General features: G+C 72.2%; 25 protein-coding genes. 13 read left to right on the top strand and 12 right to left on the bottom strand.

All coding sequences use genetic code 11. The features are described from left to right. Nucleotides 1-39 precede the first annotated feature (39 nt). Both EKO23_RS05610 and EKO23_RS05605 read left to right on the top strand, forming a co-directional pair. Nucleotides 40-1,638: an ABC-F family ATP-binding cassette domain-containing protein gene (locus EKO23_RS05610; protein WP_134714952.1), complete on the top strand. Its 1,599-nt coding sequence runs from the start codon at nucleotides 40-42 to the stop codon at nucleotides 1,636-1,638. A 176-nt stretch (nucleotides 1,639-1,814) separates the two neighbouring features. Next, the gene (locus EKO23_RS05605) at nucleotides 1,815-3,680 is read left to right on the top strand and encodes an ABC transporter ATP-binding protein (protein WP_246050920.1); all 1,866 of its coding nucleotides are present in this window, start codon (nucleotides 1,815-1,817) and stop codon (nucleotides 3,678-3,680) included. 12 nt (nucleotides 3,681-3,692) lie between these two features. Here the strand turns inward: EKO23_RS05605 and EKO23_RS05600 are convergent, their stop codons facing one another. Together EKO23_RS05600 and EKO23_RS05595 are read right to left on the bottom strand one after the other, a co-directional pair. After that, nucleotides 3,693-4,892: a GNAT family N-acetyltransferase gene (locus EKO23_RS05600; protein ID WP_134714950.1), complete on the bottom strand. Its 1,200-nt coding sequence runs from the start codon at nucleotides 4,890-4,892 to the stop codon at nucleotides 3,693-3,695. Beyond that, complete coding sequence (locus EKO23_RS05595) at nucleotides 4,889-6,058, bottom strand: acyl-CoA dehydrogenase family protein (protein WP_134714948.1); 1,170 nt, start codon at nucleotides 6,056-6,058, stop codon at nucleotides 4,889-4,891. The genes EKO23_RS05600 and EKO23_RS05595 overlap by 4 nt, the downstream gene beginning before the upstream one ends. Before the next feature lie 55 nt (nucleotides 6,059-6,113). Here EKO23_RS05595 and EKO23_RS05590 point away from each other — a divergent pair, with 55 nt between their 5' ends. Continuing rightward, complete coding sequence (locus EKO23_RS05590; RefSeq protein ID WP_134714946.1) at nucleotides 6,114-6,869, top strand: SDR family oxidoreductase; 756 nt, start codon at nucleotides 6,114-6,116, stop codon at nucleotides 6,867-6,869. Here EKO23_RS05590 and EKO23_RS05585 read toward each other — a convergent pair. Further along, nucleotides 6,810-7,775, bottom strand: coding sequence for an SURF1 family cytochrome oxidase biogenesis protein (locus EKO23_RS05585; RefSeq protein WP_134714944.1), 966 nt, complete (start codon nucleotides 7,773-7,775; stop codon nucleotides 6,810-6,812). The two genes, EKO23_RS05590 and EKO23_RS05585, sit on opposite strands and share 60 nt — an antisense overlap. A gap of 76 nt (nucleotides 7,776-7,851) precedes the next feature. On the opposite strand from EKO23_RS05585, the gene moaA reads away from it, so the two are divergent. After that, nucleotides 7,852-8,844, top strand: a complete 993-nt coding sequence (gene moaA / locus EKO23_RS05580; RefSeq protein WP_134714942.1) for a GTP 3',8-cyclase MoaA — start codon at nucleotides 7,852-7,854, stop codon at nucleotides 8,842-8,844. Nucleotides 8,845-9,098: 254 nt separating this feature from the next. Here the strand turns inward: moaA and EKO23_RS05575 are convergent, their stop codons facing one another. Then, a complete protein-coding gene (locus EKO23_RS05575; RefSeq protein WP_134714940.1) occupies nucleotides 9,099-9,332 on the bottom strand; it encodes an acetone carboxylase in 234 nt (77 codons plus the stop codon). 154 nt (nucleotides 9,333-9,486) lie between these two features. Next, on the bottom strand, nucleotides 9,487-9,810 hold the full coding sequence (locus EKO23_RS05570) for a DUF3099 domain-containing protein (protein WP_134714938.1): 324 nt from the start codon (nucleotides 9,808-9,810) through the stop codon (nucleotides 9,487-9,489). A gap of 64 nt (nucleotides 9,811-9,874) precedes the next feature. On the opposite strand from EKO23_RS05570, the gene EKO23_RS05565 reads away from it, so the two are divergent. The 5 genes from EKO23_RS05565 to EKO23_RS05545 all read left to right on the top strand — a co-directional run bounded on the left by EKO23_RS05565 (nucleotide 9,875) and on the right by EKO23_RS05545 (nucleotide 13,879). Further along, entirely contained in the window at nucleotides 9,875-10,087 is a 213-nt protein-coding gene (locus EKO23_RS05565; RefSeq protein WP_134714936.1) for a dodecin, read from the top strand. 44 nt (nucleotides 10,088-10,131) lie between these two features. Beyond that, nucleotides 10,132-10,836: a 3-oxoacyl-[acyl-carrier-protein] reductase gene (fabG, locus tag EKO23_RS05560; RefSeq protein WP_134714934.1), complete on the top strand. Its 705-nt coding sequence runs from the start codon at nucleotides 10,132-10,134 to the stop codon at nucleotides 10,834-10,836. Between the two features lie 83 nt (nucleotides 10,837-10,919). Beyond that, nucleotides 10,920-11,690: an enoyl-ACP reductase FabI gene (fabI, locus tag EKO23_RS05555; RefSeq protein ID WP_134714932.1), complete on the top strand. Its 771-nt coding sequence runs from the start codon at nucleotides 10,920-10,922 to the stop codon at nucleotides 11,688-11,690. Between the two features lie 17 nt (nucleotides 11,691-11,707). After that, nucleotides 11,708-13,393: a Mur ligase family protein gene (locus EKO23_RS05550; RefSeq protein WP_134714930.1), complete on the top strand. Its 1,686-nt coding sequence runs from the start codon at nucleotides 11,708-11,710 to the stop codon at nucleotides 13,391-13,393. Between the two features lie 213 nt (nucleotides 13,394-13,606). Next, nucleotides 13,607-13,879, top strand: coding sequence for a hypothetical protein (locus tag EKO23_RS05545; protein WP_134714928.1), 273 nt, complete (start codon nucleotides 13,607-13,609; stop codon nucleotides 13,877-13,879). On the opposite strand, the gene EKO23_RS25100 is transcribed toward EKO23_RS05545, so the two are convergent. The 5 genes from EKO23_RS25100 to EKO23_RS05530 form a co-directional block, all read right to left on the bottom strand. Then, nucleotides 13,870-14,043, bottom strand: coding sequence for a hypothetical protein (locus EKO23_RS25100; protein WP_167880336.1), 174 nt, complete (start codon nucleotides 14,041-14,043; stop codon nucleotides 13,870-13,872). The genes EKO23_RS05545 and EKO23_RS25100 overlap by 10 nt on opposite strands. Next, complete coding sequence (locus EKO23_RS25795) at nucleotides 14,040-14,798, bottom strand: glycosyltransferase family 2 protein (RefSeq protein ID WP_217702489.1); 759 nt, start codon at nucleotides 14,796-14,798, stop codon at nucleotides 14,040-14,042. The genes EKO23_RS25100 and EKO23_RS25795 overlap by 4 nt, the downstream gene beginning before the upstream one ends. Beyond that, nucleotides 14,774-15,556, bottom strand: coding sequence for a glycosyltransferase (locus EKO23_RS25790; protein ID WP_217702488.1), 783 nt, complete (start codon nucleotides 15,554-15,556; stop codon nucleotides 14,774-14,776). The genes EKO23_RS25795 and EKO23_RS25790 overlap by 25 nt, the downstream gene beginning before the upstream one ends. Nucleotides 15,557-15,730: 174 nt before the next feature. Then, nucleotides 15,731-18,520 (bottom strand): cyanophycin synthetase, encoded by a 2,790-nt coding sequence (cphA, locus tag EKO23_RS05535; RefSeq protein ID WP_134714926.1) that lies wholly within the window; start codon nucleotides 18,518-18,520, stop codon nucleotides 15,731-15,733. After that, nucleotides 18,517-19,569, bottom strand: a complete 1,053-nt coding sequence (locus EKO23_RS05530) for a cyanophycinase (RefSeq protein WP_134714924.1) — start codon at nucleotides 19,567-19,569, stop codon at nucleotides 18,517-18,519. The genes cphA and EKO23_RS05530 overlap by 4 nt, the downstream gene beginning before the upstream one ends. Nucleotides 19,570-19,603: 34 nt before the next feature. Between EKO23_RS05530 and EKO23_RS05525 the strand changes: the two genes are divergently transcribed. Next, a complete protein-coding gene (locus EKO23_RS05525) occupies nucleotides 19,604-20,119 on the top strand; it encodes a SixA phosphatase family protein (protein ID WP_246050919.1) in 516 nt (171 codons plus the stop codon). A 129-nt stretch (nucleotides 20,120-20,248) separates the two neighbouring features. On the opposite strand, the gene serB is transcribed toward EKO23_RS05525, so the two are convergent. After that, entirely contained in the window at nucleotides 20,249-21,493 is a 1,245-nt protein-coding gene (gene serB, locus EKO23_RS05520; RefSeq protein ID WP_134714920.1) for a phosphoserine phosphatase SerB, read from the bottom strand. A 62-nt stretch (nucleotides 21,494-21,555) separates the two neighbouring features. Here serB and EKO23_RS05515 point away from each other — a divergent pair, with 62 nt between their 5' ends. Then, nucleotides 21,556-21,912: a VOC family protein gene (locus tag EKO23_RS05515; protein WP_134714918.1), complete on the top strand. Its 357-nt coding sequence runs from the start codon at nucleotides 21,556-21,558 to the stop codon at nucleotides 21,910-21,912. Nucleotides 21,913-21,927: 15 nt separating this feature from the next. Here EKO23_RS05515 and EKO23_RS05510 read toward each other — a convergent pair whose 3' ends face one another. Beyond that, nucleotides 21,928-22,677, bottom strand: a complete 750-nt coding sequence (locus EKO23_RS05510; protein ID WP_134714916.1) for a hypothetical protein — start codon at nucleotides 22,675-22,677, stop codon at nucleotides 21,928-21,930. Nucleotides 22,678-22,715: 38 nt separating this feature from the next. Here EKO23_RS05510 and EKO23_RS05505 point away from each other — a divergent pair, with 38 nt between their 5' ends. Beyond that, nucleotides 22,716-23,516 (top strand): ABC transporter ATP-binding protein, encoded by an 801-nt coding sequence (locus tag EKO23_RS05505; RefSeq protein WP_134714914.1) that lies wholly within the window; start codon nucleotides 22,716-22,718, stop codon nucleotides 23,514-23,516. An 81-nt stretch (nucleotides 23,517-23,597) separates the two neighbouring features. After that, complete coding sequence (locus tag EKO23_RS05500; protein WP_134714912.1) at nucleotides 23,598-24,059, top strand: NfeD family protein; 462 nt, start codon at nucleotides 23,598-23,600, stop codon at nucleotides 24,057-24,059. Nucleotides 24,060-24,100 lie beyond the last annotated feature (41 nt).

Below are 24,100 nucleotides of genomic sequence, written 5' to 3'. Positions count from 1 at the left end.
CCAGTGACGGTACCTCCGCGCCGTACACTAACCACCCTCATGATCACTGCCCAGCAACTCGAGGTTCGCGCGGGCGCCCGCCTCCTGATGGAGGGGGTCTCCTTCCGGGTAGCGGCAGGGGACAAGGTCGGCCTGGTGGGCCGCAACGGCGCCGGCAAGACCACTCTCACCAAGATCCTCGCCGGCGACGCCCTGCCCGCGTCGGGCAAGGTGCTGACGACCGGCAGCGTCGGCTACCTCCCGCAGGACCCGCGGACCGGCGACCCCGAGGTCATCGCGCGCGAGCGGATCCTGTCGGCGCGCGGCCTCGACGACGTCGTACGCCGGCTCCGCGAGGCCGAGGTCGACATGGCCTCGCCGGACCCGGTTGTCTCCGAGCGGGCGATGAAGCGCTACGCCCGGGCCGACAACGAGCTGCACGCCAGCGGTGGGTACGCCGCGGAGTCCGAAGCCGCGCAGATCGCGCACAGCCTCGGCATCGAGGACCGGATCCTGGCGCAGCCGCTGAAGACCCTCTCCGGCGGCCAGCGGCGCCGCGTCGAGCTGGCGCGCATCCTGTTCTCCGGCGCGGAGACGCTGCTCCTGGACGAGCCCACCAACCACCTCGACGCCGACTCGATCGTGTGGCTGCGCGAGTTCCTGCGCAACCACAAGGGCGGCCTGATCGTGATCAGCCACGACACCGGACTGCTCGAGGCGTGCGTGACCAAGGTCCTCCACCTCGACGCGAACCGGGCCGAGGTCGACGTCTACAACATGGGGTGGTCGGCGTACCTCACCCAGCGCGAGACCGACGAGCGGCGCCGCAAGCGCGAGCGCGCGAACGCGGAGCGCAAGGCCACCACGCTGATGGACCAGGCCAACAAGATGCGGGCCAAGGCCACCAAGGCGCAGGCAGCGCAGTCGATGATCAAGCGGGCCGAGAAGATGATGGCCGGGCTGGAGCAGGAGCGGCGGGCCGACAAGGTCGCCAGGATCGCCTTCCCGGCCCCGGCGCCGTGCGGCAAGACGCCGCTCACGGCGGCGGAGCTGTCGAAGTCCTACGGCTCGCTCGAGGTCTTCACCGACGTCGACCTGGCGATCGACAAGGGCAGCCGGGTCGTGATCCTCGGTCTCAACGGCGCCGGCAAGACCACGATGCTGCGGATCCTGGCCGGCGTCGACCGGCCGGACACCGGCTCGGTGGTGCCCGGGCACGGCCTCAAGATCGGCTACTACGCCCAGGAGCACGAGACGCTCGACACCGGACGAACGGTGCTGGAGAACATGCAGGGGTCGGCCCCCCAGCTCACCGACACGGAGGCGCGCAGCGTGCTCGGGTCGTTCCTGTTCTCCGGCGACGACGCCCACAAGTCCGCCGCGGTGCTGTCCGGTGGCGAGAAGACCCGGCTCGCGCTGGCCTGCCTGGTCGTCTCCAGCGCCAACGTGCTGCTGCTCGACGAGCCCACCAACAACCTCGACCCCGCGTCGCGCGAGGAGGTGCTCGAGGCGATCCGGTCGTACGCCGGCGCGATCATCCTCGTCACCCACGACGAGGGCGCGGTGCAGGCGCTGGAGCCGGACCGGGTGCTGATCCTGCCCGACGGCGTCGAGGACCTCTGGAACGACGAGTACGCCGACCTGGTGGCGCTGGCCTGAATCGACCCGTCCGCGTCGGCCGCATTGACTTCAAGTCGACCTGAAGTTGTCTGATGGTTCCCTGCACCTCGGCGGCGCCGACCGCTTGTCGGTGCCGTGCGGAACAATGACGGGTGTGACGACGTTGCGCCACAGGTCCGACGAGAGGGGGTGGTGACGTGTCCGGGATGTCCGGCATGGGGCAGGTCTGGCGCCACATGCGCACCGACCGCAGCATCGCCCAGAGCAAGCTCGACCGCGGCACCGTCCGCCGCGTCTTCTCGTTCGCCCGTCCGCACCGCCGACTGATCACCGGCTTCCTCGGGCTGACCGTGATCGACGCCTGTCTCGTGGTCGTCACCCCGCTGCTGGTGAAGCGGATCGTGGACGTCGGCATCCCCGACCAGAACGTCGGCCTCGTGCTCTGGCTGGCGCTCGCGATGGCCCTGGTGGCCGTGTTCGGCGCCGTGCTGGCGGTCGGCGCGGGCTACCTCTCCTCCCGCATCGGCGAGGGCCTGATCTACGACCTGCGCACGCAGGTGTTCGCCCACGTCCAGCGGCAGTCACTGGCGTTCTTCACCCGCACCCAGACCGGCGCCCTGGTCTCGCGCCTCAACAACGACGTGATCGGCGCCCAGCGCGCGTTCACCTCCACCCTGTCCAGCACGGTCTCCAACATCATCTCGGTGCTGGTCGTGGGCATCGCGATGATCGCGCTCAGCTGGCAGGTGACGCTGGCCTGCCTGCTGCTGTTCCCCGTGCTGTTCCTGACCTCGCGCTGGGTGAGCGCCAAGCTCGCCGGCCTGACCCGCGAGCAGATGGACGGCAACGCCGACATGGGCAACGTGATGACCGAGCGGTTCAACGTCGGCGGCGCGATGCTGCTCAAGCTCTTCGGCCGGCGCTCCGAGGAGGACGCACTGTTCGCCGGCAAGGCCGCCCACGTGCGCGACCTCGGTGTCCGGATCGCGCTGATCACCCGCATCTTCGGCTCGACCATGATGACCGTGCCGGCGCTGGCGACCGCGATGGTCTACGGCATCGGTGGCTACCTCGCGATCCAGGGGCAGCTGACCGTCGGCACCATGCTCGCCCTGGCCACGCTGCTGCTGCGGCTGCTCGGGCCCCTGCAGGGACTGTCCAACGTCCGCATCGACGTGATGACCGCACTGGTCTCGTTCGAGCGCGTCTTCGAGGTGCTCGACCTGCCGTCGTCGATCCGCGAGAAGGACGACGCGGTGGCGCTGCCGCCGACCGCGGCCCGCGTCGAGTTCGACCACGTGGCGTTCCGCTACCCGCGGGCCGAGGACGTCTCGCTCGCCTCGCTCGAGGCGGTCGCCCGCACCGAGACCCGCGACACCGGTCAGGTGCTGCACGACATCTCGTTCGTGGCCGAGCCCGGGCAGATGGTCGCGCTGGTCGGCCCGTCGGGTGCCGGCAAGACCACCATCACCCACCTCGTCGCGCGGCTCTACGACGTCGGCGGGGGAGCGGTGCTGGTCGGCGACCACGACGTCCGCGACGTGACCCTGGAGTCGCTGGAGGACGTGGTCGGCTACGTCACCCAGGACGCCCACATGTTCCACGACACGATCCGCGCCAACCTTCTCTACGCCCGACCCGACGCCGACGACGAGCAGATCTGGGAGGCGCTCGAGGCCTCGCAGATCGCCCGGCTGGTGCGGTCGCTTCCCGAGGGCCTCGACACCGTCGTCGGCGACCGCGGCTACCGCCTCTCGGGCGGTGAGCGGCAGCGGCTGGCGATCGCCCGGCTGCTGCTCAAGGCACCCGCCGTGGTGGTGCTCGACGAGGCCACCGCGCACCTCGACTCCGAGTCCGAGGCAGCCGTCCAGCGGGCGCTCGACGCGGCGCTGGAGGGTCGGACCAGCCTGGTCATCGCCCACCGGCTCTCGACGGTCCGCCAGGCCGACCAGATCCTCGTCGTCGACGAGGGCCGGGTCGTCCAGCGCGGCACGCACGCCAGCCTGCTCGCCGAGGGCGGGCTCTACGCCGACCTCTACCGCACCCAGTTCATCGACGACCTGCCGGTGGCCGCGGGCTGATCCGAGGCCCGGTCAGAAGAAGTCCCGGATGTGCACCCCGGGACCGACGAAGAGCGCGTCCAGGTTCGCGTCGTAGGTCGGGTCCCCGCCGTGGGCCAGCCCGGCCAGGCGGAGGTCCGCCATGCCCAGCGCGCCGGCGTACAACGCCGACAGGCCGCCGACGGTCAGCACCGGGCCGGCCGCGTCCTCGACCCGGGCGCACCGGGCGGCCCCCTCGGCGACGGTGATCCGCCAGCCGCCGTCGAGGTCGCCGAACGCGTCGCCGGTGACGGTCAGGTCCAGGGTCCCGGTGAGCATCGGCGGGACCCGGCGCGGCTCCAGCGCGTCGGGCAGGTCGAGCACACGCAGCATGTAGTGCTGGTTGGCGACCACCTTCGGCGGCAGGCCGGGGACCACGAGGTCGACCTGCTCGGGTCGCGACGCGGGGATCCGCACGCGCGCGGCGACCGTGCGGAAGGAGCCGAGCATCCGCAGCAGGGCCCGGGTCGCCTCGGGAGTCAGCCCGATCAGGTCGCCCACCGTGATCCGGGAGTCGGCGCCCCAGCCGCTGCCGCGGTTCCACGAGGCGTAGCCGACCACCGAGCCGGTGTCGTCCTCGGCGAGCGTGACGCCCGTCCAGGCCTCGGTCACGCCCTCGGCGGCGTGCGGGAAGCACGGCCCGGTCCGGGTCAGCGGGCCGTGGTGCCGCGACGCCCACGCCGAGTAGGTGCGGAAGACCAGGTGCTCGTCGTCCGTGGTGGCGCGGCGCAGCCGGATCCCGTCGGCCGACCGCAGTGCGGAGAGCGCCGCGGTCGGCACCTCCAGGGTGATCCGGTCGGCGACCAGCTCGTAGCCGTACGTGCGGTAGATCCCGGTCGCGGTGGCGAACAGCGAGGTCAGTGCCGCCCCGCGCCGGCGAGCCTCGGCCAAGGACTCGGCGAACAGGGTCTGGAGCAGGCCCGACCCGCGGTGCTCGGCCTCCACCGCCACGCCGGCCACGCCCCAGGTGGGGATCTGGGTCCCGCCGAACCACGAGGCGTACTCCCGGCCGGTCACGTTCGCGACCAACCGGTCGTCCACGAACGTGCCGACCGAGTGCATCCCGGCGGGCGGCCACGAGGGCGGCGGAGGAGGCGGCGGGTTCGTCCTCGTCCCGAAGGCCTCCTCGCTGAGCGCCCCCAACGCGGGTCGGTCCTGCAGGGTCAGCGCCCGGACCGTCCGCCCCACGCTCACCGGAAGGCGTCCAGCCCGGTCAGCGCCTTGCCCAGGACGAGGGTGTGCATCTCGACGGTGCCCTCGTAGGTGAGCACGGACTCGAGGTTGTTCATGTGGCGGATCACGGGGTACTCCAGCGAGATGCCGTTGGCGCCGAGGACGGTCCGGGCGGTGCGGCAGATCTCGATCGCCTCGCGCACGTTGTTGAGCTTGCCGAAGGACACCTGCTCGGGGGTCAGCGTGCCGGCGTCCTTGCGGCGGCCGAGGTGGAGCGCGAGCAGGGTGCCCTTCTCGAGCTCGAGGGCCATGTCGGCGAGCTTGGCCTGGGTCAGCTGGAACGCGCCGATCGGCTTCCCGAACTGCTCCCGCGTGACGGCGTACGCGCGGGCCGCCTCGAAGCTGGACCGGGCCGCGCCCATCGCGCCCCACACGATCCCGAAGCGAGCCTCGTTGAGGCACGAGAGAGGTCCGCGCAGGCCGCGTACCTCGGGGAAGACGGCGCCTGCCGGGAGCCGGACGCCGTCGAGGACCAGCTCGGCGGTGACCGAGGCGCGGAGCGACATCTTCTGCTTGATCTCGCGGGCGCTGAAGCCGGGCGTGTCGGTCGGCACCACGAACCCGCGGATCCCGTCGTCGGTGCGCGCCCACACGACGGCCACGTCGGCGATCGACCCGTTGGTGATCCACATCTTGGCCCCGTCGAGGATCCAGTCCGCGTCGTCGCCGGATCCGTCCCGGCGGGCCCGGGTGCGCATCCCGGCGGGGTCGGACCCGTGGTCGGGCTCGGTCAGCCCGAAACAGCCGATCGCCTCGCCGGCCGCCATCCGCGGCAGCCACTCCTGCTTGTGCTCCTCGCTGCCGTGCTTCCAGATCGCGAACATCGCCAGCGACCCCTGCACCGAGACCAGCGACCGGATCCCGGAGTCGGCCGCCTCGAGCTCGAGGCACGCCAGGCCGTAGTCGACCGCGCTGGTCCCGGCACAGCCGTAGCCCTCGAGATGCATGCCGAGGAGGCCGAGCTTGCCGAGCTCCCGGCTGAGCCCGCGTGGGTCGGGCACCTCGCCGCGGTCGAACCACTCGCCGACGTACGGCGTGATCCGGTCGGCGCAGAAGCGGCGCACGACGTCGCGGACGTCGCGCTCCTCGGGGGTGAGCAGGTCGTCGATTCCGAGCAGGTCCGTCATCCCGGCAGTATCCCGCGCCCGGGGGCGTCGTCGACACGGTGGCAGGATCGGGGCCATGGACCTCAACCTCACCGACCACGTGTACGTCGTCACCGGGGGCGCCCGGGGACTCGGCCGGGCCACCGCGGACCGGCTGGTCTCGGAGGGCGCGAAGGTGGTGCTCTCGGGCCGTGACGAGGCGACCCTGGCCCAGGCCGTCGCGGATCTCGGGGACGCGGCGGTCGCCGTCACCGCCGACAACGCGGACCCTGCGACGCCCGGCCGGCTGGTCGCCGCGGCGCGGGAGGCGTTCGGGCGGCTCGACGGCGCCCTGATCTCGGTCGGCGGACCGCCGACCGGCACCGTGACCGGGACCACCGACGAGGACTGGCGGGCGGCGTTCGAGTCGGTGTTCCTCGGCGGGGTCCGGGTGGCCCGGGAGATCGCCGCCGAGCTCCCGCAGGGCGGCTCGATCACCTTCGTGCTGTCGTCGTCGGTGCGGGCACCGATCCCCAACCTCACCATCTCCAACGGGCTGCGTCCGGGCCTCGCGATGGTGGCCAAGTCGCTGGCCGACGAGCTCGGCGACCGGGGCATCCGGGTCAACGGCCTGCTGCCGGGCCGGGTGGGCACCGAACGGGTGGCCGAGCTGGACGCGTCGACGGGCGACCCCGAGGCCGCGAAGGCGAAGGCGGTCGCCGGGATCCCGCTGGGGCGCTACGGCGAGCCGGACGAGTTCGGCCGGGTCGCAGCGTTCCTCATGTCGCCCGCGTCATCCTTCGTCACCGGGATCATGCTGCCCGTCGACGGCGGCATGCTGCGAGCGCTCTGACTCCTCGGTCGCGGTGGGTCCGGGCGTTCGCTGCTGCCCGGACTGATGCCCGGGGCGTTGTCCGGGGCGCTGGCCGACCTTCCGGGCAGCCTCCTCGCGGGCGATCGCCGCGCGGATCGCGGCCCGGCGGGCGGTCGCCTCGGCCCGCTTCGCGCTCCGGTCGGCCTTGCGACGCCGTGCGGTGCCGGGGCCGCCGCGCCACTCGTCGTACGCGAGGTAGAGGAAGCCGCCGACCGCCAGCAGCCCGAAGAACCACCACTGCAGCCCGTAGAAGAAGTGCGGCCCGTTGGAGAGGTCGGGGAGCTCGGCCTTCTCCAGCGGTTGCCCGGGCGCCGGATCCTCGGCGTCGAGCTCGACGAAGCCGGGGTACGTCGTGAGGTCGAGCGCCGAGGAGATCTTCCGGCTGGAGATGGCGCGCGTGGACTTGTCGGTCACGGTGGCGGAGTCGCCGGTGGCGTCGCGGCGTACCCACCCGGTGACCGCGACCTGGCCCGCGGGCGGTGCCGGGACGTCCTCGGTGGTGGTGCCGCTGTTCTCGGTGGCCATCCAGCCACGGTCGACCAGGAGCGCCGTGCCGTCGGAAGTGACCAGCGGGACCACGACGTCGACACCCGAGGCGCCGTCGCGGGTGCGGTACCGCACGATCACGGTGTTGCCGGTGTCGTACTCGCCGGTCGCGGTGACCTCGCGCCACTCCTCGCCCGGCTCGACCCCGTCGCGCATGACCTCGGCGACCGGCACCGGGTCGGCCGCGATGTTGCGCTCGACGATCGCGTTGCGTTCCTTGCGCTCGTCGAGCCGGTGGAACTGCCACTCGCCCAGCCACCACGCCAGCCAGGCGAGCAGGACCACGGTGATGCCGAAGAGGATCCAGCGTCGGCTCAGCAGGAACGACAGGGACCTCACGCCGTCGATGCTAGGGGGCCGGAAGTCTGGGGTGGACGGCGGCTCCGGGCTGGGGTCCGGCCCCTAGGATGGGGGGATGAGCGCACTCACCGATGCCTGGGGCCGCACGGCCACGGACCTGCGGGTCTCGCTCACCGACCGCTGCAACCTCCGGTGCAGCTACTGCATGCCGGCCGAGGGCCTCGACTGGCTGCCCAACGACGACGTCCTCACCGACGACGAGGTGGTCCGGCTCACGGACATCGCGGTGCGGCTGCTCGGGGTCCGCGAGGTCCGGTTCACCGGCGGTGAGCCGCTCGTGCGTCGCGGGCTGGTCGGGATCGTCGAGCGCACCGCGGCGCTGTCCCCGCGCCCCGAGATCTCGCTGACCACCAACGCCCTCGGCCTGGCCCGCAACGCGCACGCGCTCGCGGCCGCCGGGCTCGACCGGGTCAACGTCAGCCTGGACAGCATCCGTCGCGACACCTTCGCCGAGGTCACCCGCCGCGACCGGCTCGACGACGTGCTGGCCGGCCTCTACGCCGCCCGTGACGCCGGGCTGGGGCCGATCAAGGTCAACGCCGTGCTGCTGCGCGACGTCAACGACGACCAGGCCGCCGAGCTGCTGCGCTGGGCGGTCGACGAGGGCTTCGAGCTGAGGTTCATCGAGCAGATGCCGCTCGACGCCCAGCACGCCTGGAACCGCGACCGGATGATCACCGCGGACGAGATCTTCACGCGTCTGGAGAAGGAGTTCACGCTGACTCCCGCCGCCGAGCCGCGGGGGAGTGCGCCGGCCGAGCTGTTCGCCGTGGACGGTGGCCCGGCCACGGTCGGCGTCATCGCCTCGGTGACCCGCCCCTTCTGCGGCGACTGCGACCGGGTCCGGCTCACCGCCGACGGCCAGGTACGCAACTGCCTGTTCGCGCGCGAGGAGTCCGACCTGCGCACCCCCCTCCGGGCTGGTGCCTCCGACGACGAGCTCGCCGAGCGCTGGGTGGCCGCGGTCGCCGGCAAGCGCCCCGGCCACGGGATCGACGACCCGACGTTCCTGCAGCCCTCGCGCCCGATGAGCGCCATCGGGGGCTGACGCAAGCCTGCAATTGCAGCCGCATTGCAGGGCGGTCCGCCACCCGTGATGTCGTGAGCCCGCAATTGCAGCCTTGTGACAGATCCGAGCGCGCTGGTCACGTCACACGGCTGCAATTGCAGCCGCATGGCAGTCACGTCGGCCGCTCGACGTGACGCACGCCTGCAATTGCAGCCCGGTGACAGCTCCGAGCGCGCTGGTCACGTCACACGGCTGCAATTGCGGCCGTACGGCGGCCCGCGTTAGAAGCCGCCTCAGGAGCCGAGCGGGCGCCGCTCCTTGAGGAACCCCCGCGCGCCGAGGAAGGCGCCCAGCGAGTCGCGGTGCTCGTCGCAGGCGAGCCAGGTCTTGCGCCGGTCGGGGGTGTGCAGCTTGGGGTTGTTCCAGAGCAGCTCCCACGTGGCGGGTGCCTGGCAGCCCTTGGCGGAGCAGGTGAGCTCCTCGGGGCCGGACGGGGTGCCGGGGGCGGCTGCGGGCGCGGGGGACATTCACGACCTTCCGGACATGCTGAGCCTGGAAATGGGGGATGCCGGACGACCACGGGGGGAGCCGTCCGGCATCGAGGTGAACTCAGACGGGGGAGGCTGAGCTCACTGGTTCATTGTTGCACGACAGGGTGTCGAATGCACTGCGGGACGCGTGTCAGTCGAGCCGGTCCGGTCCGGTCCCGGAGGGCGGCAGCTCCCGCCCGACATCGCCCGCCGTGGGCAGTCCGGCCTCGTCCCCGCGGCCCGCCCCGACGTTCGCCATGACCACTGCGACGTAGGGCAGGAAGATGGCGCCGACGAGGAACGCCCACATGGCCCAGCTGTCCCGGGTCAGGACCGCGCCGACGAAGCAGACGGTGCGCAACCCCATCGAGAAGATGTAGCGCTTCTGCCGCGCGGCGATGTCGTCGGCGCGGGAGCGCGGGGCGGTGGTGATACGGACCGCCTCCGGTGCATGGTGCCGGTCCCGCAGAGCCATGGACCCACTCTACGTCGCTAGGCTCGGGACTCCAGCCGCCAGCCCACCAGCCCGGAGGTTCCCGATGTCCAACCGCACCTACCGCGTCACCGAGATCGTCGGCACGTCCCAGGACGGCATCGACCAGGCGATCAGGAACGGCATCGAACGTGCCAGCAAGACCCTGCGCCACCTCGACTGGTTCGAGGTCACCCAGGTGCGCGGCCAGGTCAAGGACGGGGCCGTCGAGCACTTCCAGGTCGGGCTGAAGGTCGGCTTCCGCCTCGAGGACGAGTGAGACCGCTTTCGCCTACCCGCGGGTAGTCGCTAGCGTCACTGAGCGTGAGCAGATCAGTCCTCGTCACCGGCGGCAATCGCGGCATCGGCCGTGCGATCGCGGAGGCGTTCCTGGCCCAGGGCGACAAGGTCGCCGTCACCACCCGCAACGGCGGCGCCCCCGAGGGAGCGCTCGACGTCCGCTGCGACATCACCGACCCCGACGCCGTCGAGGCCGCGTTCGCGCAGGTCGAGGAGGCGCACGGCCCGGTCGAGGTCCTGGTCGCCAACGCCGGCGTCACCAAGGACACGCTCTTGCTGCGGATGTCCGAGGACGACTGGAACACCGTGATCGAGACCAACCTAACCGGCACCTTCCGGGTCGCCAAGCGGGCCTCGAAGGGGATGCTGCGGCAGCGCAAGGGCCGCCTGATCTTCATCTCGTCGGTGGTCGGCCTCCTCGGCTCCGCCGGCCAGGTCAACTACGCCGCCTCCAAGGCGGGCCTGGTCGGCATGGCCCGGTCGCTGGCCCGCGAGCTCGGCTCCCGCTCGATCACCGCGAACGTCGTCGCGCCCGGCTTCGTCGAGACCGACATGACCGCGGTGCTCACCGACGACCAGCAGGCGAAGATCAAGGACCAGGTCCCGTTGGGCCGCTACGCGTCGCCGGACGAGATCGCGGCGGCCGTGACCTGGCTGGCCGGTGACGGCGCGGCGTACGTCACCGGGGCCGTGATCCCGGTCGACGGCGGACTCGGCATGGGGCATTGACCCATCCGCGTCATCGGCACCGCAATCGACACCGCACTCGACAACGCATTCGACACTGAGGCTTCGGCAAGGAGACACGGACGATGGGCATTCTCGACGGCAAGCGGATCCTGGTCGCCGGGGTCACCATGGACACCTCGATCGGCTTCGCGGTGGCCCGGGTGGCCCAGGAGCAGGGCGCAACCGTGCTGATCTCGAACTTCGGGCGCGCGCTCGGCATCACCAAGCGGATCGCCAAGCGGCTGCCGACCGAGCCGCCGGTGCTGGAGCTCGACGTGACCAACGACGAGCACCTGGCCGGACTGGCGGACGCCGTGCGCGAGCACGTCGACGGGCTGGACGGCGTGGTGCACTCGATCGCGTACGGCAACCCCGAGACGCTGCTCGGCGGCAAGTTCCTCGACGGTCCGTGGCCGGACGTCGCGCAGGCGGTCCAGGTGTCGGCGTACTCGCTGAAGTCGCTGTCGGCCGCGGTGTTGCCGCTGATGTCCCCGGGCGGGTCGATCGTCGGCATGACCTTCGACGCCGGCGTCGCGTGGCCGGCGTACGACTGGATGGGTGTGGCGAAGGCCGGCCTCGAGTCCACCTCGCGCTACCTCGCGCGCGACCTCGGGCCGAAGGGGATCCGCTGCAACCTGGTCTCCGCCGGTCCGCTGAAGACCCTGGCCGCCAAGGCGATCCCGGGCTTCGAGGACCTCGAGACGATGTGGAAGGACCGCGCACCACTGGGCTGGGACGAGGGCGACCACGAGCCGACCGCGAAGGCCGTCGTGGCCCTGCTGTCCGACCTGTTCCCGGCCACCACCGGCGAGATCCTGCACGTGGACGGGGGCTTCCACGCCATGGGTGCGTGACTCGATAGCGTGCCGGTGTGACCTCACTCATCGAGCTGCGTGTACTGGAGGGCCCGAACCTCTACTTCCCGCGGGCGGCGATCAAGCTGACGCTGGACATCACCGAGCTGGCCGAGGTCTCCGAGGCCTCCGCGCGCCGGTTCGCGACCCGGATCGGGTTGAAGAACGCCCGGCCGGGGCAGGCCGGCTCGGGGTTCCGGCAGCGGTTCGCCACGCGGGCGGTGGCCCGGCTGGTGCGCGCCGTCGCGGCCGAGGCCGGTACGGCGCGGCTCGCGGTGCGGGTGCGCCCGACCAGTGACCCGCTGCGGATCGTGGTCGCCTACCCCTGGCGCCGCCGGGGCCGGGCGCAGGCCCTGGGCCGGGCGGTCGCCGACGTGCTGGACGCGATCCCCGGCGGCGAGATCGAGCAGGCGGTCACGGCGGCCGCGGAGACCGTGACCGCGGCCGACGCGGGCCCAGGACCGACCACGATCACCCCGCGGATCCCCGTCGTCGCGGTGACCGGCACCAACGGCAAGACCACGACGTCGCGGATGATCGCCCACCTCGCCCGCACCGACGGCACCATGGTCGGCTGGTCCAACACCGACGGCATCTACATCGACGGCGAGCTGGTCGAGGCCGGCGACTACTCGGGACCCAGCGGGGCCGGGCGGGTGCTGGCGCACAAGAACGTGAAGCTCGCGGTCACCGAGACCGCCCGCGGCGGCATCCTGCTCAAGGGCATCGGCCTGACCCGCAACGACGTCTCGGTGGTCACCAATGTCTCCGCCGACCACCTCGGCCTCCAGGGCATCGACACCGTCGACCAGCTCGCCGAGGTCAAGGGCGTGGTGCCCCGGATCACCCGGCCGGGCGGCTGGGCGGTGCTCAACGCGGACGACCCCCGGGTCTACGCGATGCGGACCACGATCAAGGCGCAGCCGTGGGTGTTCTCCCGCGACCCCGACTCGCCCGCCATCCGCGAGGTGCTGTCGTCCGGCGGCCGGGCGACCACCGTGATCGACGGCTGGGTCTCGGTGCTCAAGCCGGACACCGATCCCGACCCCCTCGTCGAGCTGGTGGACGTGCCGATGACGCTGGCCGGGCTGTCCCGCTTCAACGTGGAGAACACCCTGGCCGCGGCGTCCGCGGCGCTCGCGGTCGGCATCCCCAAGGCGGTCGTGACCAAGGGGCTCCAGACCTTCCGGCCGGACCCCGAGCACAACCCCGGCCGGATGAACTTCTTCTCCGTCGGTGCGGTGAGCGTGGTCGTGGACCTCGCGCACAACGAGGCCGGCCTCGAGGCCCTGCTGGAGATCATGAACGGCGTACGCCGGCCGGGCGCACGCCTCCTGCTCGGCCTGGGCGCCGTGGGGGACCGGCAGGACGAGCTGGTCGACAAGCTCGGCGAGATCGGCGCCCGGGACGCGGACCTCGTGGTGATCGCGCACAAGGCACGCTACCTGCGCGGGCGCACGATGGAGGAGCTCGACGACCTGCTGCGGGCCGGCGCCGCACGTGTGGGCGTCGAGGACGTGCCGTCGTACCCGACCGAGGTGGCGGGCCTGGAGGCACTGGTCGACCAGGCCCAGCCGGGCGACGTGGTCGGGCTGATGTGCCACGAGGACCGGCAGGGCGTCTACGACTGGATCGCCGGGCGCGGGGGCACCGCCGACGACCCCGAGACGCTGCGGGAGAAGGTCCGGGCCGCACGAGCCTGACCGAGCCGTACGCTGCGTGACCTACGACCGACGAGGCTTCCACCGCAGCCGGGGCAGCCCCGGTGGAGACGCTGGACCTCGACGACCACCTCGTCGACGCGGTGGCGCTGCTGGACCTGCTCGAGGCGGCACCGGCCACCGTGATCGGGCGCAGCACGGGCGACCAGATCTGCCCAGCGAGGTCGCGACGTCCTGGCCGGCGGGGGTGCAGCCATGGTGGCCGAGATCCGGGGACGAGGCCTCGACCTGAGCGACCATCCGTTCTCGCCGACCACCGACGACCTGGGCGGGATCGACGTCCCGACGCTCGTCCTGTCCGGGGACGCGTCGTACCCGGGCGCGCGCGGTCGACGAGGCGCTCGCCGCAGCAATTCCCGGGCTCGTCACGTGGTGGTCGGTCGAGGACATGTCATCGACCCCGCGCACGAGGTGGTGCTCGCCTTTGTCTCGGAGCTCGGGGCCACCGGGTGGTCCGGTCAGCGCTGACCGGGCTGACCGGGACTGAGACCCCGGAACCGAGGCTTCGGCAACAGCTTCGCAACGCTCAGCCCCGCGAACACGAGGGTGTTGATCGCGACGAACACCGCCAGCACCTGGAACCAGCCACTGCTCAGCACCTCCACCGGCAGCAGGATGCCGAGTCCGGTCACGTGCCCACCTCCCTCGGGACGTAGTTCCACCCGGCCTGGCGGCCGAGGACGATCTGCACCAGCCCGCTCAGGAAGGTGTACTGGAGGAACACGACGTACCCCAGCTCGAGGAAGATCGGCGCTGCGAGCAGCCGGCCGCGCCAACCCTCGCTCCACGCGGTCACCACCCGCTCGACCACGAAGATGGCGCCGATGACCGCCCAGAACCACGAGATCGTGAACGTGTCGGCGGCGAGCACGGTGATCAGCAGGAGCAGGAAGTAGGACTGCAGCGCGACCACGCCGTACCCGAGCGCGAGCTGCTGGAACCAGTAGATGGCGGTCGCCCGGGTGAAGCCGTACGCACCGATGTTCTCCAGGGCTCCGCGGTGCCAGCGCAGCCGCTGCCGGTAGAGCGCGCGCCAGTCCGGCATCACCTCGGTCACCACCCGGCACTCGATCGGCGAGAGCATCGCCGCGCCAAGCGTCTTGAGGGCGAGGGTGAGCTCGTTGTCCTCCGTGAGCGCGAGGGTGTCGTAGACCTTGCCGGGTGGCCCGGGGACCAGGGTGCCGCGCGCGTCGGAGACGGCCTGGTAGGCGCAGGCACGGAAGAGCGAGGCGGTGCCGGTGAGGACGAACACCCGCCCCTTCGACCGGGAGACGTAGCGCTGGTAGCGGGCGAACTCGTTGCGCTGGCACTGGCCGATGAAGCCGCCGCCGTCCTCGCCGTAGAACAGGCCGGAGACCGCCATCAGGTCCCCGTCTGCCTCGAGCATCCCGAGCCCACCTCGAGGTACTCCCGGGCGATCGTCGAGTCCGCGTCCATGACCAGGAAGACGTCGTGCTCGTCGGTGTCCGGGAGCAGTCGGGCGAGGACCTGGTTGAGCGCTCCGGCCTTCTTCTCGGCGTTGTCGACCGTGGCGATCACCTCGAGGCCGCGCTCCCGGGCGATCTCCTCGGTCCGGTCGGTGCAGTTGTCGGCCACCAGGACCACCCGGTCGGGCGTCCGGGTCTGCTCGTCCAGCGAGTCCAGGGTGCGGCCGAGCACCGCCTCCTCGTTGTGGGCGGGAATCAGCACCGTGCAGCGCACCGTGGTCCCCGGCCCCGGCGGCGGGCGGCGTGCGAACGACTCGGGGGAGAGCTCCCGGGCCTCCTCCGAGCGTAGTGCCACCTCGCCGGCCGGACCGAGGACGAGGCTGCGCGACAACCGAACCGACACCGGCAGCGGCTCCGGCGCCGGGCGGTCGCGGGCGAGCACCCGCATCGCGCCGGCGGCCTGGAGGGCCGCGAACCCGACCGCGACCGCCAGCACGCTCGCCACCGCGGCCATCAGCACCGCCACCCGGGGCGCGGAGTACTCCACGTCGATCGGCAGGTGTCCCACCCGGTCCGTGCCGCCGCCGTCGAGCGACAGCCACACCGCTGCCGCCACCAACGCCAGCGCGACCAGGAGCAGCCCGACGGCCAGCGCGCCGAGCCGGGCTGTGCGGACCCGCACCTCGACCACGCCCCGAGAAGCTCCGCGAGAGGTCACCCGACCAGCCTGCGGTGCCGGGGGCGGTCCGTCGATCACCCGTTAGGGGTGAATCACACCAGCCCCAAGATTCCCCGGACGTCCGGGGAATCTCATGCTGGTCAGGGAAAGCATTCCCTGACCAGCAACAGATTTCCCTGACCAAACCAGCCCGTACGGCGGCCCGGCGGTCGGCTACTCGCCCGACGCCGGCTGGTAGTCGGGGTCGGCGGTGGCCTTGTCGTCGGTGGTGCCGGAGCCGGCCTGCGCCTGTTGGGACCAGGTCTCCAGCTCGGACATCACCGCCGGGTGCTTGTCGACGCACAGCACCACCAGGTCGCCCTTGTTGGCCCGGCTCATCGCGTGGCGCACGGCCTCGATCTCGGTGAGCACCACCTCGACCTGCTTGCAGCGCGAGCCTTCGTCGATCGCCGTACGCACGCCCTCGGCGACGAGGCCGGCGACCTCGCCGCGCTCCCGGCCCCGCAGTGCCTCGTCCTCCCGGACCACGACCACGTCGAAGTGCTGCGCGGCGATGTGGCCGAGCTCGCGCATGTCGTCATCGCGGCGGTCGCCGGCGGTGGCGATGACGCCGATCCGGGACGGCCGCGCCAGCTCGTGCGAGGACTCCAACGAGTCGCCGACCCGATCGACGAAGTCGCCGAGCATGCGCATGCCGGGCGCGTTGTGGCAGTAGTCGACGACCACGTTGACGCCGTTCACCTCGACCTCGTTGAGGCGACCGGGGGAGAGGTAGTAGTTCGTCGAGAACGTGCGCAGGCCCTGGCGGATGTCGTGCAGCGGGGCGCCGGCGGCGAACGCGGCGGCCGCGGCGGCCAGCGCGTTCTGCACGTTCATCCGGGCCCGGCCGCTGAACGTGGCGGGCAGCAGGTGCGTCCACGCGAGCTGCATCTCGCGGCGACCGTGCTTGACCACGATCATCTCGCCGCGGTCGGAGGGGTTCAGCACCAGCGCCTTGCCCCCGCGCCGGCAGTGGGCGTCGATCATGTCGCGCACCTCGCTGCCCGGCTCCTCCATCGAGATCCAGACGACCTGGCCGGAGCAGCGGCGCCGCATCTCGCGGACCAGCGGGTCGTCGGCGTTGAGCACGGCGTGCCCGTCCCGGGGCACCGCCTCGACGAGGACCGCCTTCACGTCGGCGAGCTGCTCGACGGTGTCGATGCCGCGCAGGCCGAGGTGGTCGGGCTGCACGTTGAGCACCACCGCGACGTCGTTGCGCTCGTAGCCGAGGCCTTCGCGCAGGATGCCGCCGCGGGCCACCTCGAACACCGCGAAGTCCACCCGGGGGTTCTGCAGCACCATCCGGGCGCTGCGCGGGCCGGACGCGTCGGCCTTGATCAGGAGCCGCTCGTCGATGACCACGCCGTCGGTCGAGGTCATGCCGACCTTGCGACCCATGCCCTTGAAGATGTGGGAGATCATCCGCGAGGTGGTGGTCTTGCCGTTGGTGCCGGTCACGGCCACGATCGGGATCCGGCTCGGGGCACCGGGCGGGAACAGCATGTCCACCACCGGCTTGGCGATGAACTGCGGCTCGCCGATCGTCGGGTGCGTGTGCATCCGGAAGCCGGGCGCCGCGTTGACCTCGCAGATCGCGCCGCCGGTCTCGCGCACCGGCTCGGTGATGTCGGGGCAGATGAAGTCGATGCCGGCGATGTCGAGCCCGATCATGCGGGCCGCCTCCTCGGCGATCTCGACGTTCTCCGGGTGCGCCTCGACGGTGCGGTCGATCGAGATGCCGCCGGTGGACATGTTGCCGGTGAGCGCGAGCTTCACCATCTCGTCCTCGGGGGGTACGTCGGTCATGGCGTAGCCCTGCTCGCGGACCAGCTCGATCGCGGCGTCGTCGACCTTGATCCGGGTCAGCACCTTCTCGTGGCCGACGCCGCGGCGCGGGTCGGCGTTCGCCGTGTCGACGAGCTGCTCGACGGTGCTGACGCCGTCACCGGTGACGCTGGCCGGCACCCGCTCGGCGACCGCGGCCAGCCGGCCGTCGATGATGAGGCAGCGGTAGTCCTTGCCGGTCACGAACGACTCGACGATCACCCAGCCGCGGCGGCTCTGCTCCTGTGCGACCGGGAACGCCTCGCGCACCTCGTCGGCGTCCTGGAGGTTCAAGCAGACGCCGCGTCCGTGGTTGCCGTCGAGCGGCTTCACCACCACCGGGTAGCCGATCCGCTCGGCCACCTTCACCGCCTGGTCGACGCTGCGCACCGAGTCCTGCTTGGGCACCGGGAGGCCGGCCGCGCCGAGCAGCCGGGTGGTGAGGTCCTTGTCCGAGGCGACGTCGACCGCGATCGAGCTGGTCGCCGAGGTCATGGTGGCCCGGATCCGCTTGGCGTGGACGCCCTGGCCGAGCTGGACGAGGGAGTACTGGTTGAGGCGGATCCACGGGATGTCCCGGGAGACCGCTTCGTCGACGATGGCCTGGGTCGAGGGACCGAACGCCGTACGCTCCGCACGCTTGATGTACGCCTCGAGCTCCGCGTCCCAGTCGAACTCGGGGTCGGCCTCGACGAGGTGGTTGACGAGGCGTACGGCGAGGCGTGCGGCGGCCAGCCCGACCTGCTCGTCGACGTACCCGAAGATCACGTTGTAGTGACCCGGCTCGCCCTTGACCTGCCGGGTCTTCCCCCGCCGGATGTCGTGGCCGACCACCTGCTGCAGCGCCAGCGCGGTGTGCTCGGCGACGTGCCCGAGCCAGGTGCCCTCGTTGAGCCGCTCCACGAACCCGCCACGGCGCCCGCGCGAGCACGAGTGCTCGCGCAGCCCGGGCAGCATCTGCAGGAGGTTGTCGGTGAACCCCGGGATCGTGTTGGTCGGGAACTGCTCCAGCGAGCCGAGGTCCACCACGAGGTGGATCGACTTGTCGTAGGCCCAGACGTTGGCGCCGCGGTAGACCCGCGTCTCCACGATCCTGAGGTCGGGGCTGGGGCGTCCGCCGGCGAGCGGGGTGTCGGTCATCGGTCACCTTCCTGGTCGACGGTGTGCGGGGGAGCGGCGTCGCCGGGCGGGTCGCCCAGCTCGTCGTGGACTGCGGCGTGCCGGCGACGGTTCCTGCGCCGTCGCCACACGGACGGGGACGCGTCGTCGGCTGCGATGTCGCGGGCCAGCTGGCGCAGGTCGCGGCCGGCCTCGATGATCTCGTGCGCCTCGGCCTCGTCGACCCGTTGGTGTGAGGGGACCAGGCTGCGCGTGGTCAGATCGAACTCGGAGCCCTCGGGGAGCACGTGGAGCACCACGCCCGAGGCGAGCAGGGGTGCGGACCGCTTGGCCTCGAACGCGTTGGTGACGATCCGGGACGGGTCGAAGATGGTGACCGCGCCACGGCCGATCACCCGCATCACCTCGTGGTCGTCCTCGACGGTGACCACGGCGGCGGTGTCCTCGTCGACGCCCATGCCGAGCAGCTGCGGTGACTGGGAGACGATCATCAGCAGCCGGCCGTAGCGGTTGCGCTGGTCGAAGTGCTGGTCCACCACGGACTCGGTGAGCAGGCCCAGCCCGGCGGCGACCTGGGTCATCCGTTGCTTGGGCGTGGCGCCGCCGACACCGAACGCGACCATGTGCGAGGACTGGATGCTGGCACCCGCGGAGGTGCCGGCGATGACCGCGCCCCGGGCCCGCGCGGCGTGGATGGCGTCGCCGAACGGCGTGCCGCTGACGACCGCCGAGAGCTTGAGCTGGTTGCCGCCGGTCATGAAGATGCCGGTCACGTCCCGCAGCGATTCGACGTACGACGGGTCGTGCGCCTGGTCGCGGCTCTCCGGCCGCACCGAGACCACGTCGGCGGCGCCCAGCTTGCGGAACAGGGCGTCGTACACCTCGACGATCTCGGGACCGAGCGACGACGCGGTGGCGATGACCGCGATCCTCGCGTCCGGTCCTCCGCTGGCCTCGACGAAGCGCTTGAGGACCGACCTCCGCCGGAGCTTGTCCTCGGCCCCGCCGATGATCATCAGGGGTCCCGGGGCCGGCTGCTGCTGCGACGCACTGTCCCACTCCGGTGGCATGACACGCGAGCCTAGCGGCTGCCAGAGTGGCCCCGTGAACTCCGTCTCCCGCGTGCTGGTGATCATCCGGCACGCCAAGGCCGAACCGTCCGCCGCCACCGACCACGAGCGCCGCCTCACCGACGCGGGGCGGGCGGACGCGGGCGAGGCCGGGGACTGGCTGGCCGGCTTCGGCGTGGTCCCGGACCGGGTCCTGGTCTCGTCCGCCGCCCGCACCCGGGACACCTGGGAGAGCCTGGCGGAGGGCGCGGCGTACGCCGTCGAGCCGGTGTTCGACGACTCGCTGTACGCCGCGGGGCCGGAGACCGCCCTCGACCTGCTGCGCGAGACCTCCGACGAGGTGACCACGCTGCTCGTGATCGGGCACAACCCGACGATGGCCTTCCTCGCCCAGATGCTGGAGGACGGCGAGGGCGACGCCGGCGCGTCGAGCGCGATGGCCGAAGGGTTCCCGACCACGGCGGTCGCGGTGCTCGCCCACGACGGGTCGTGGGCGGAGCTCGAGATGAGCGGCGCCACCCTCCGCGCCTTCCACGTCGGCCGCGGCTGAAGCGGGCTCGCGCCGTACGCCCGCATCGGCCTGACTTGACGGGCAGTTCTTGCGCTTGTCGGCCGGAACTTCGCCCGTCATGTGCAGGATTCCCCGGTCCACCGGGGAATCCTGCGGACACCGGCGGCCCTACACCGGAGGTGCCGGCGTCACGATCCCGGCGTCGGCGTCCGCGGCGACGACCTCCTCCCGGGAGATCCCGAGGAGGTACATGATCGTGTCGAGGTACGGCACGTTGACGGCGGTGTGGGCAGCCTGCTGCACCACCGGCTTGGCGTTGTAGGCGATGCCCAGCCCGGCGGCGGAGAGCATGTCGAGGTCGTTGGCGCCGTCGCCGATCGCGATCACCGCGCCCTCGGGGACCCCCACCTCGGCCGCGAACCGGCGCAGCGCGGCGGCCTTGCCGGCCCGGTCGACGACGTCGCCGACGATCCGGCCGGTGAGCCGGCCGTCCACGACCTCGAGCTCGTTGGCGTGCGCGAAGTCGAAGCCGAGGTCCTCGGCGATCCGGTCGGTGACCGCGGTGAAGCCGCCGGAGACCATCGCGAACCGGTAGCCGAGCCTCTTGAGGGTGCGGACCATCGTGCGCGCCCCGGGAGCGTAGTCGAGCTGTTCGTAGACGTCGTCCAGCGCCGAGACCTCCAGCCCCTCGAGCAGCGCGACGCGGGCCCGCAACGACTCCTCGAAGTCGACCTCGCCGCGCATCGCCTGCTCGGTCACCCGGGCGACCTCGGCCTCGCAGCCGACCCGGGAGGCGAGCATCTCGATGACCTCGCCCTGGACCAGCGTGGAGTCGACGTCCATCACGATCAGGCGCATGCCGCGGCGCATCAGGTTCGCCGGCTGCACGGCCACGTCGACGGACTGGCGGGACGCCTCCTCGACCAGCGAGGTCCGCAGCTTGTCCGGCTCGACGCCCGAGACGTGCAGCTCGATCGCGGTGACCGGGTAGCGGGCCATCCGCTCGATCCGGTCGATGTTCGCGCCGGCGTCGGCGATCCGGCCGGCCATCGCTGCCATCGCCGAGGCCCGCAGCGGGGCGCCGATGATGGTGACGTGGCTGCGGCCGTCCTTGCGGGCGGTGTTGTCGCCGACGCCCCGGTCCACCTCGACGGACATCCCGAGGTCGGCAGCGGTGCGCTCGACGGCGTCCCGCAGCTTCTTCCAGTCCCGCGGCGCGGTCACCAGCACACCGAGGACCAGCCGGCGGCGGAGCACGATCTGCTCGATGTCGAGCACCTCGACGCCGGCCCCGGAGAGCGCGCTGAAGATGCTGGAGGTCACGCCCGGCCGGTCCGTCCCGGTGAGCGTGATCAGCAGGGTCCTGGGCTGCTCCGCGGGCTCGTGGCCCGGCGCGTCGATGTCCGTGCTCATGTCGTCGCCGAGGCTATCCCCGTCGGGTGCACGTTGTCGGTGGGCGCTCGTAGCGTGGCCGCATGGAGAGCACACACCACACCATCGCTGACGTCGAGCTCGCCGCCGACGACCTCGCGGTGTCCACGGCGTTCTACGCGGCGGCCTTCGGGTGGTCCGTCGACGACTACGGCCCGACGTACGCCGGGATCCGGGCGTCGTCGGGTGACGGCGAGGTCGGCGGGCTCAACACCAGCAACAGCGGCGGGCCGGGCGGGGCGCTGGTGCTGCTGACCTCCGACGACGTCGACGCGTCGCTGGCCGCGGTCGAGACCACGGGTGGTCGCGTCGTCACGCCCGTCGAGGCCTACTCGGGCGGCCGGCGGTTCACGTTCGCCGACCCGGCCGGCACCGTGCTCGGCGTCTTCCAGAGCGACTGAGCGCCTCGCGACCCGTCAGGCCGGCGGCCAGACCTCCGGCGAGCAGGCCGCGACCAGGGCCCGGCGCCCGGCGGCGTCGAGCGGGCGCAGCGCGTCCTCGCGGCGCATGATCTCCTGGGCGGTGGCCGCGCCGCCGTGGTCCTCGAGCGCCAGCTCCACGATGCCGATCGCCTGGAGCGCGCGGCCGGCGAGCTCGACCGCGCGGGGCGGGGTCCCGGCCGGAGCGTCGTACGTCGCGCGGTGCCGGAGGTCCATCAGCTCGTCGGCCACCTCGGGCCGCCAGCGGGCCACGTCCAGCGCGGCCAGCACGTCGGCGCTCTGCGACAGCCCGGCCCGCAGCCCGCGGTTGGCCTCGCCGAGGTCGGCGAGCGGCCGCCGCGCCGCGGGCAGCGCCTGCCACACGACGCCGGCGCCGGCCCGGTACGGCACCAGGCCCAGGTCGGCTCCCTCCAGGACCACAGCCTCGCCGGCGTCCAGTGCCGCGGCGTTGAACGCCCGCGGCCCGCCCAGCCCCACCGGGTCTCCGGGAGCGGGCAGCGCCAGGCCCGCGGACCGGGCCCCGGCCGCCCGGAACCTCCCCAGCGCCAGCACCAGCGGCACGCTCTCACCGGCAGCCGCGCCGCCACCGTCCAGCCCGGCCACGTCGTGCGCCGCGTCGTCCCCGACCACGTGGTCGAGCACGTCGTCCGGGCCCGCGTCCCCGCGCAACCAGGCCGAGAGCCACCAGGCCATCCGGGCGGCGTCGTGGGGCAGCGGCGTGGGCATGCCCGAAGCGTAGGCGGGCTACCTCTATGGTTTCCTGCATGACCGCCGTGCTGGAGTTCGCCGACGTCACCGTGCGCCGCGGCAACGCCACCCTGCTCGACGCGGTCAACTGGACCGTCGAGGAGGACGAGCGCTGGGTCGTCCTCGGCCCCAACGGGGCCGGCAAGACCACCCTGCTCCAGGTCGCCGCCGCGCAGATCCACCCGACGTCGGGCGTGGCCGGGATCCTCGGTGAGGTGCTCGGCACCGTCGACGTCTTCGAGCTCCGCCCCCGCATCGGCCTGACCAGCGCGGCGCTGGGGGAGCGGATCCCGCGCCACGAGAAGGTGCGCGACGTCGTCGTCTCCGCGTCGTACGGCGTGGTCGGGCGCTGGCGCGAGGAGTACGACGACCTCGACCACGGACGGGCCAACGCGCTGCTGATCGAGGTCGGGGCGAAGGCGCTGCTCGACCGCACCTTCGGCACCCTGTCCGAGGGCGAGCGCAAGCGGGTGCAGATCGCTCGCGCGCTGATGACCGACCCCGAGCTGCTGCTGCTCGACGAGCCCGCGGCCGGGCTCGACCTCGGCGGCCGCGAGGACCTGGTCTCCACCCTGTCGGTGCTGGCGATGGACGAGATGTCGCCGGCCACCGTCCTGGTCTCCCACCACGTCGAGGAGATCCCGCCAGGCTTCACCCACGGCATGCTGCTGCGCGAAGGACGCGTCGTCGCGTCCGGGCCGGTCGAGGAGGTCGTCACCGCCGAGGCGCTGAGCGACACCTTCGGCATGTCCCTCCAGGTGTCCCACGAGGACGCGCGCTGGACCGCCCGGCGCCGGGTCGGCCGGCACAGCGGCTGAGCCGAACACCCGCTCGCGACACGGTCCCGCAGCCGCCGCGGAACGGCCGCGCAGCAACCGTCCAGCGGATAGGGTCGACGCATGGAGTGGCTGAAGGACCATGCCTTCGAGACCTGGCTGGGTCTGACGATCCTGCTCGGGGTCGCGGAGATGTTCAGCCTGGACTTCGTGCTCCTGATGCTGGCAGGTGGCGCCGCCGTCGGCATGATCGCCGCGTTGCTCGGCGCTCCGTTCGTGGCCCAGGTGATCCTTGCCTCGGCCGCGGCCCTGGCCGCGCTGGTCGTGGTCCGCCCGAACGTCGTGAAGCGGCTCCACCAGGGACCGGACCTCGCGCTCGGGCACGGCAAGCTGGTCGGCCAGCAGGGTCTGGTCACGGAACGGATCACCGCGATGAACCCCGGCCGGATCAAGCTGGCGGGGGAGATCTGGTCGGCCCAGCCCTACGACGACACGCTCGTGATCGAGCCCGGAGAGACCGTCGACGTCCTCCAGATCAAAGGCGCCACCGCCCTCGTGCACCCGGTCCCCAGGCTGGAGTCCTGACCGGGCCGTGACGACGAGGTTTGACGCAGCACCACGGCGGG

This window comes from Nocardioides guangzhouensis, from assembly GCF_004519545.1.
In the GTDB taxonomy this organism is placed as follows: domain Bacteria; phylum Actinomycetota; class Actinomycetes; order Propionibacteriales; family Nocardioidaceae; genus Nocardioides; species Nocardioides guangzhouensis.
Note: the sequence above shows the minus strand (reverse complement) of the source record. Positions and strands in the feature narration are given on the sequence as shown.

What these genes read in the sequence shown, in the direction of transcription:
- EKO23_RS05610 (WP_134714952.1), top strand. Translation starts at nt 40, where the DNA reads ATGATCACTGCCCAGCAACTCGAGGTTCGCGCGGGCGCCCGCCTCCTG.
- EKO23_RS05605 (WP_246050920.1), top strand. Translation starts at nt 1,815, where the DNA reads ATGGGGCAGGTCTGGCGCCACATGCGCACCGACCGCAGCATCGCCCAG.
- EKO23_RS05595 (WP_134714948.1), bottom strand. Translation starts at nt 6,058, where the DNA reads ATGACGGACCTGCTCGGAATCGACGACCTGCTCACCCCCGAGGAGCGC.
- EKO23_RS05590 (WP_134714946.1), top strand. Translation starts at nt 6,114, where the DNA reads ATGGACCTCAACCTCACCGACCACGTGTACGTCGTCACCGGGGGCGCC.
- moaA (WP_134714942.1), top strand. Translation starts at nt 7,852, where the DNA reads ATGAGCGCACTCACCGATGCCTGGGGCCGCACGGCCACGGACCTGCGG.
- EKO23_RS05575 (WP_134714940.1), bottom strand. Translation starts at nt 9,332, where the DNA reads ATGTCCCCCGCGCCCGCAGCCGCCCCCGGCACCCCGTCCGGCCCCGAG.
- EKO23_RS05570 (WP_134714938.1), bottom strand. Translation starts at nt 9,810, where the DNA reads ATGGCTCTGCGGGACCGGCACCATGCACCGGAGGCGGTCCGTATCACC.
- EKO23_RS05565 (WP_134714936.1), top strand. Translation starts at nt 9,875, where the DNA reads ATGTCCAACCGCACCTACCGCGTCACCGAGATCGTCGGCACGTCCCAG.
- fabI (WP_134714932.1), top strand. Translation starts at nt 10,920, where the DNA reads ATGGGCATTCTCGACGGCAAGCGGATCCTGGTCGCCGGGGTCACCATG.
- EKO23_RS05545 (WP_134714928.1), top strand. Translation starts at nt 13,607, where the DNA reads ATGGTGGCCGAGATCCGGGGACGAGGCCTCGACCTGAGCGACCATCCG.
- EKO23_RS25795 (WP_217702489.1), bottom strand. Translation starts at nt 14,798, where the DNA reads ATGCTCGAGGCAGACGGGGACCTGATGGCGGTCTCCGGCCTGTTCTAC.
- cphA (WP_134714926.1), bottom strand. Translation starts at nt 18,520, where the DNA reads ATGACCGACACCCCGCTCGCCGGCGGACGCCCCAGCCCCGACCTCAGG.
- EKO23_RS05530 (WP_134714924.1), bottom strand. Translation starts at nt 19,569, where the DNA reads ATGCCACCGGAGTGGGACAGTGCGTCGCAGCAGCAGCCGGCCCCGGGA.
- serB (WP_134714920.1), bottom strand. Translation starts at nt 21,493, where the DNA reads ATGAGCACGGACATCGACGCGCCGGGCCACGAGCCCGCGGAGCAGCCC.
- EKO23_RS05515 (WP_134714918.1), top strand. Translation starts at nt 21,556, where the DNA reads ATGGAGAGCACACACCACACCATCGCTGACGTCGAGCTCGCCGCCGAC.
- EKO23_RS05510 (WP_134714916.1), bottom strand. Translation starts at nt 22,677, where the DNA reads ATGCCCACGCCGCTGCCCCACGACGCCGCCCGGATGGCCTGGTGGCTC.
- EKO23_RS05505 (WP_134714914.1), top strand. Translation starts at nt 22,716, where the DNA reads ATGACCGCCGTGCTGGAGTTCGCCGACGTCACCGTGCGCCGCGGCAAC.
- EKO23_RS05500 (WP_134714912.1), top strand. Translation starts at nt 23,598, where the DNA reads ATGGAGTGGCTGAAGGACCATGCCTTCGAGACCTGGCTGGGTCTGACG.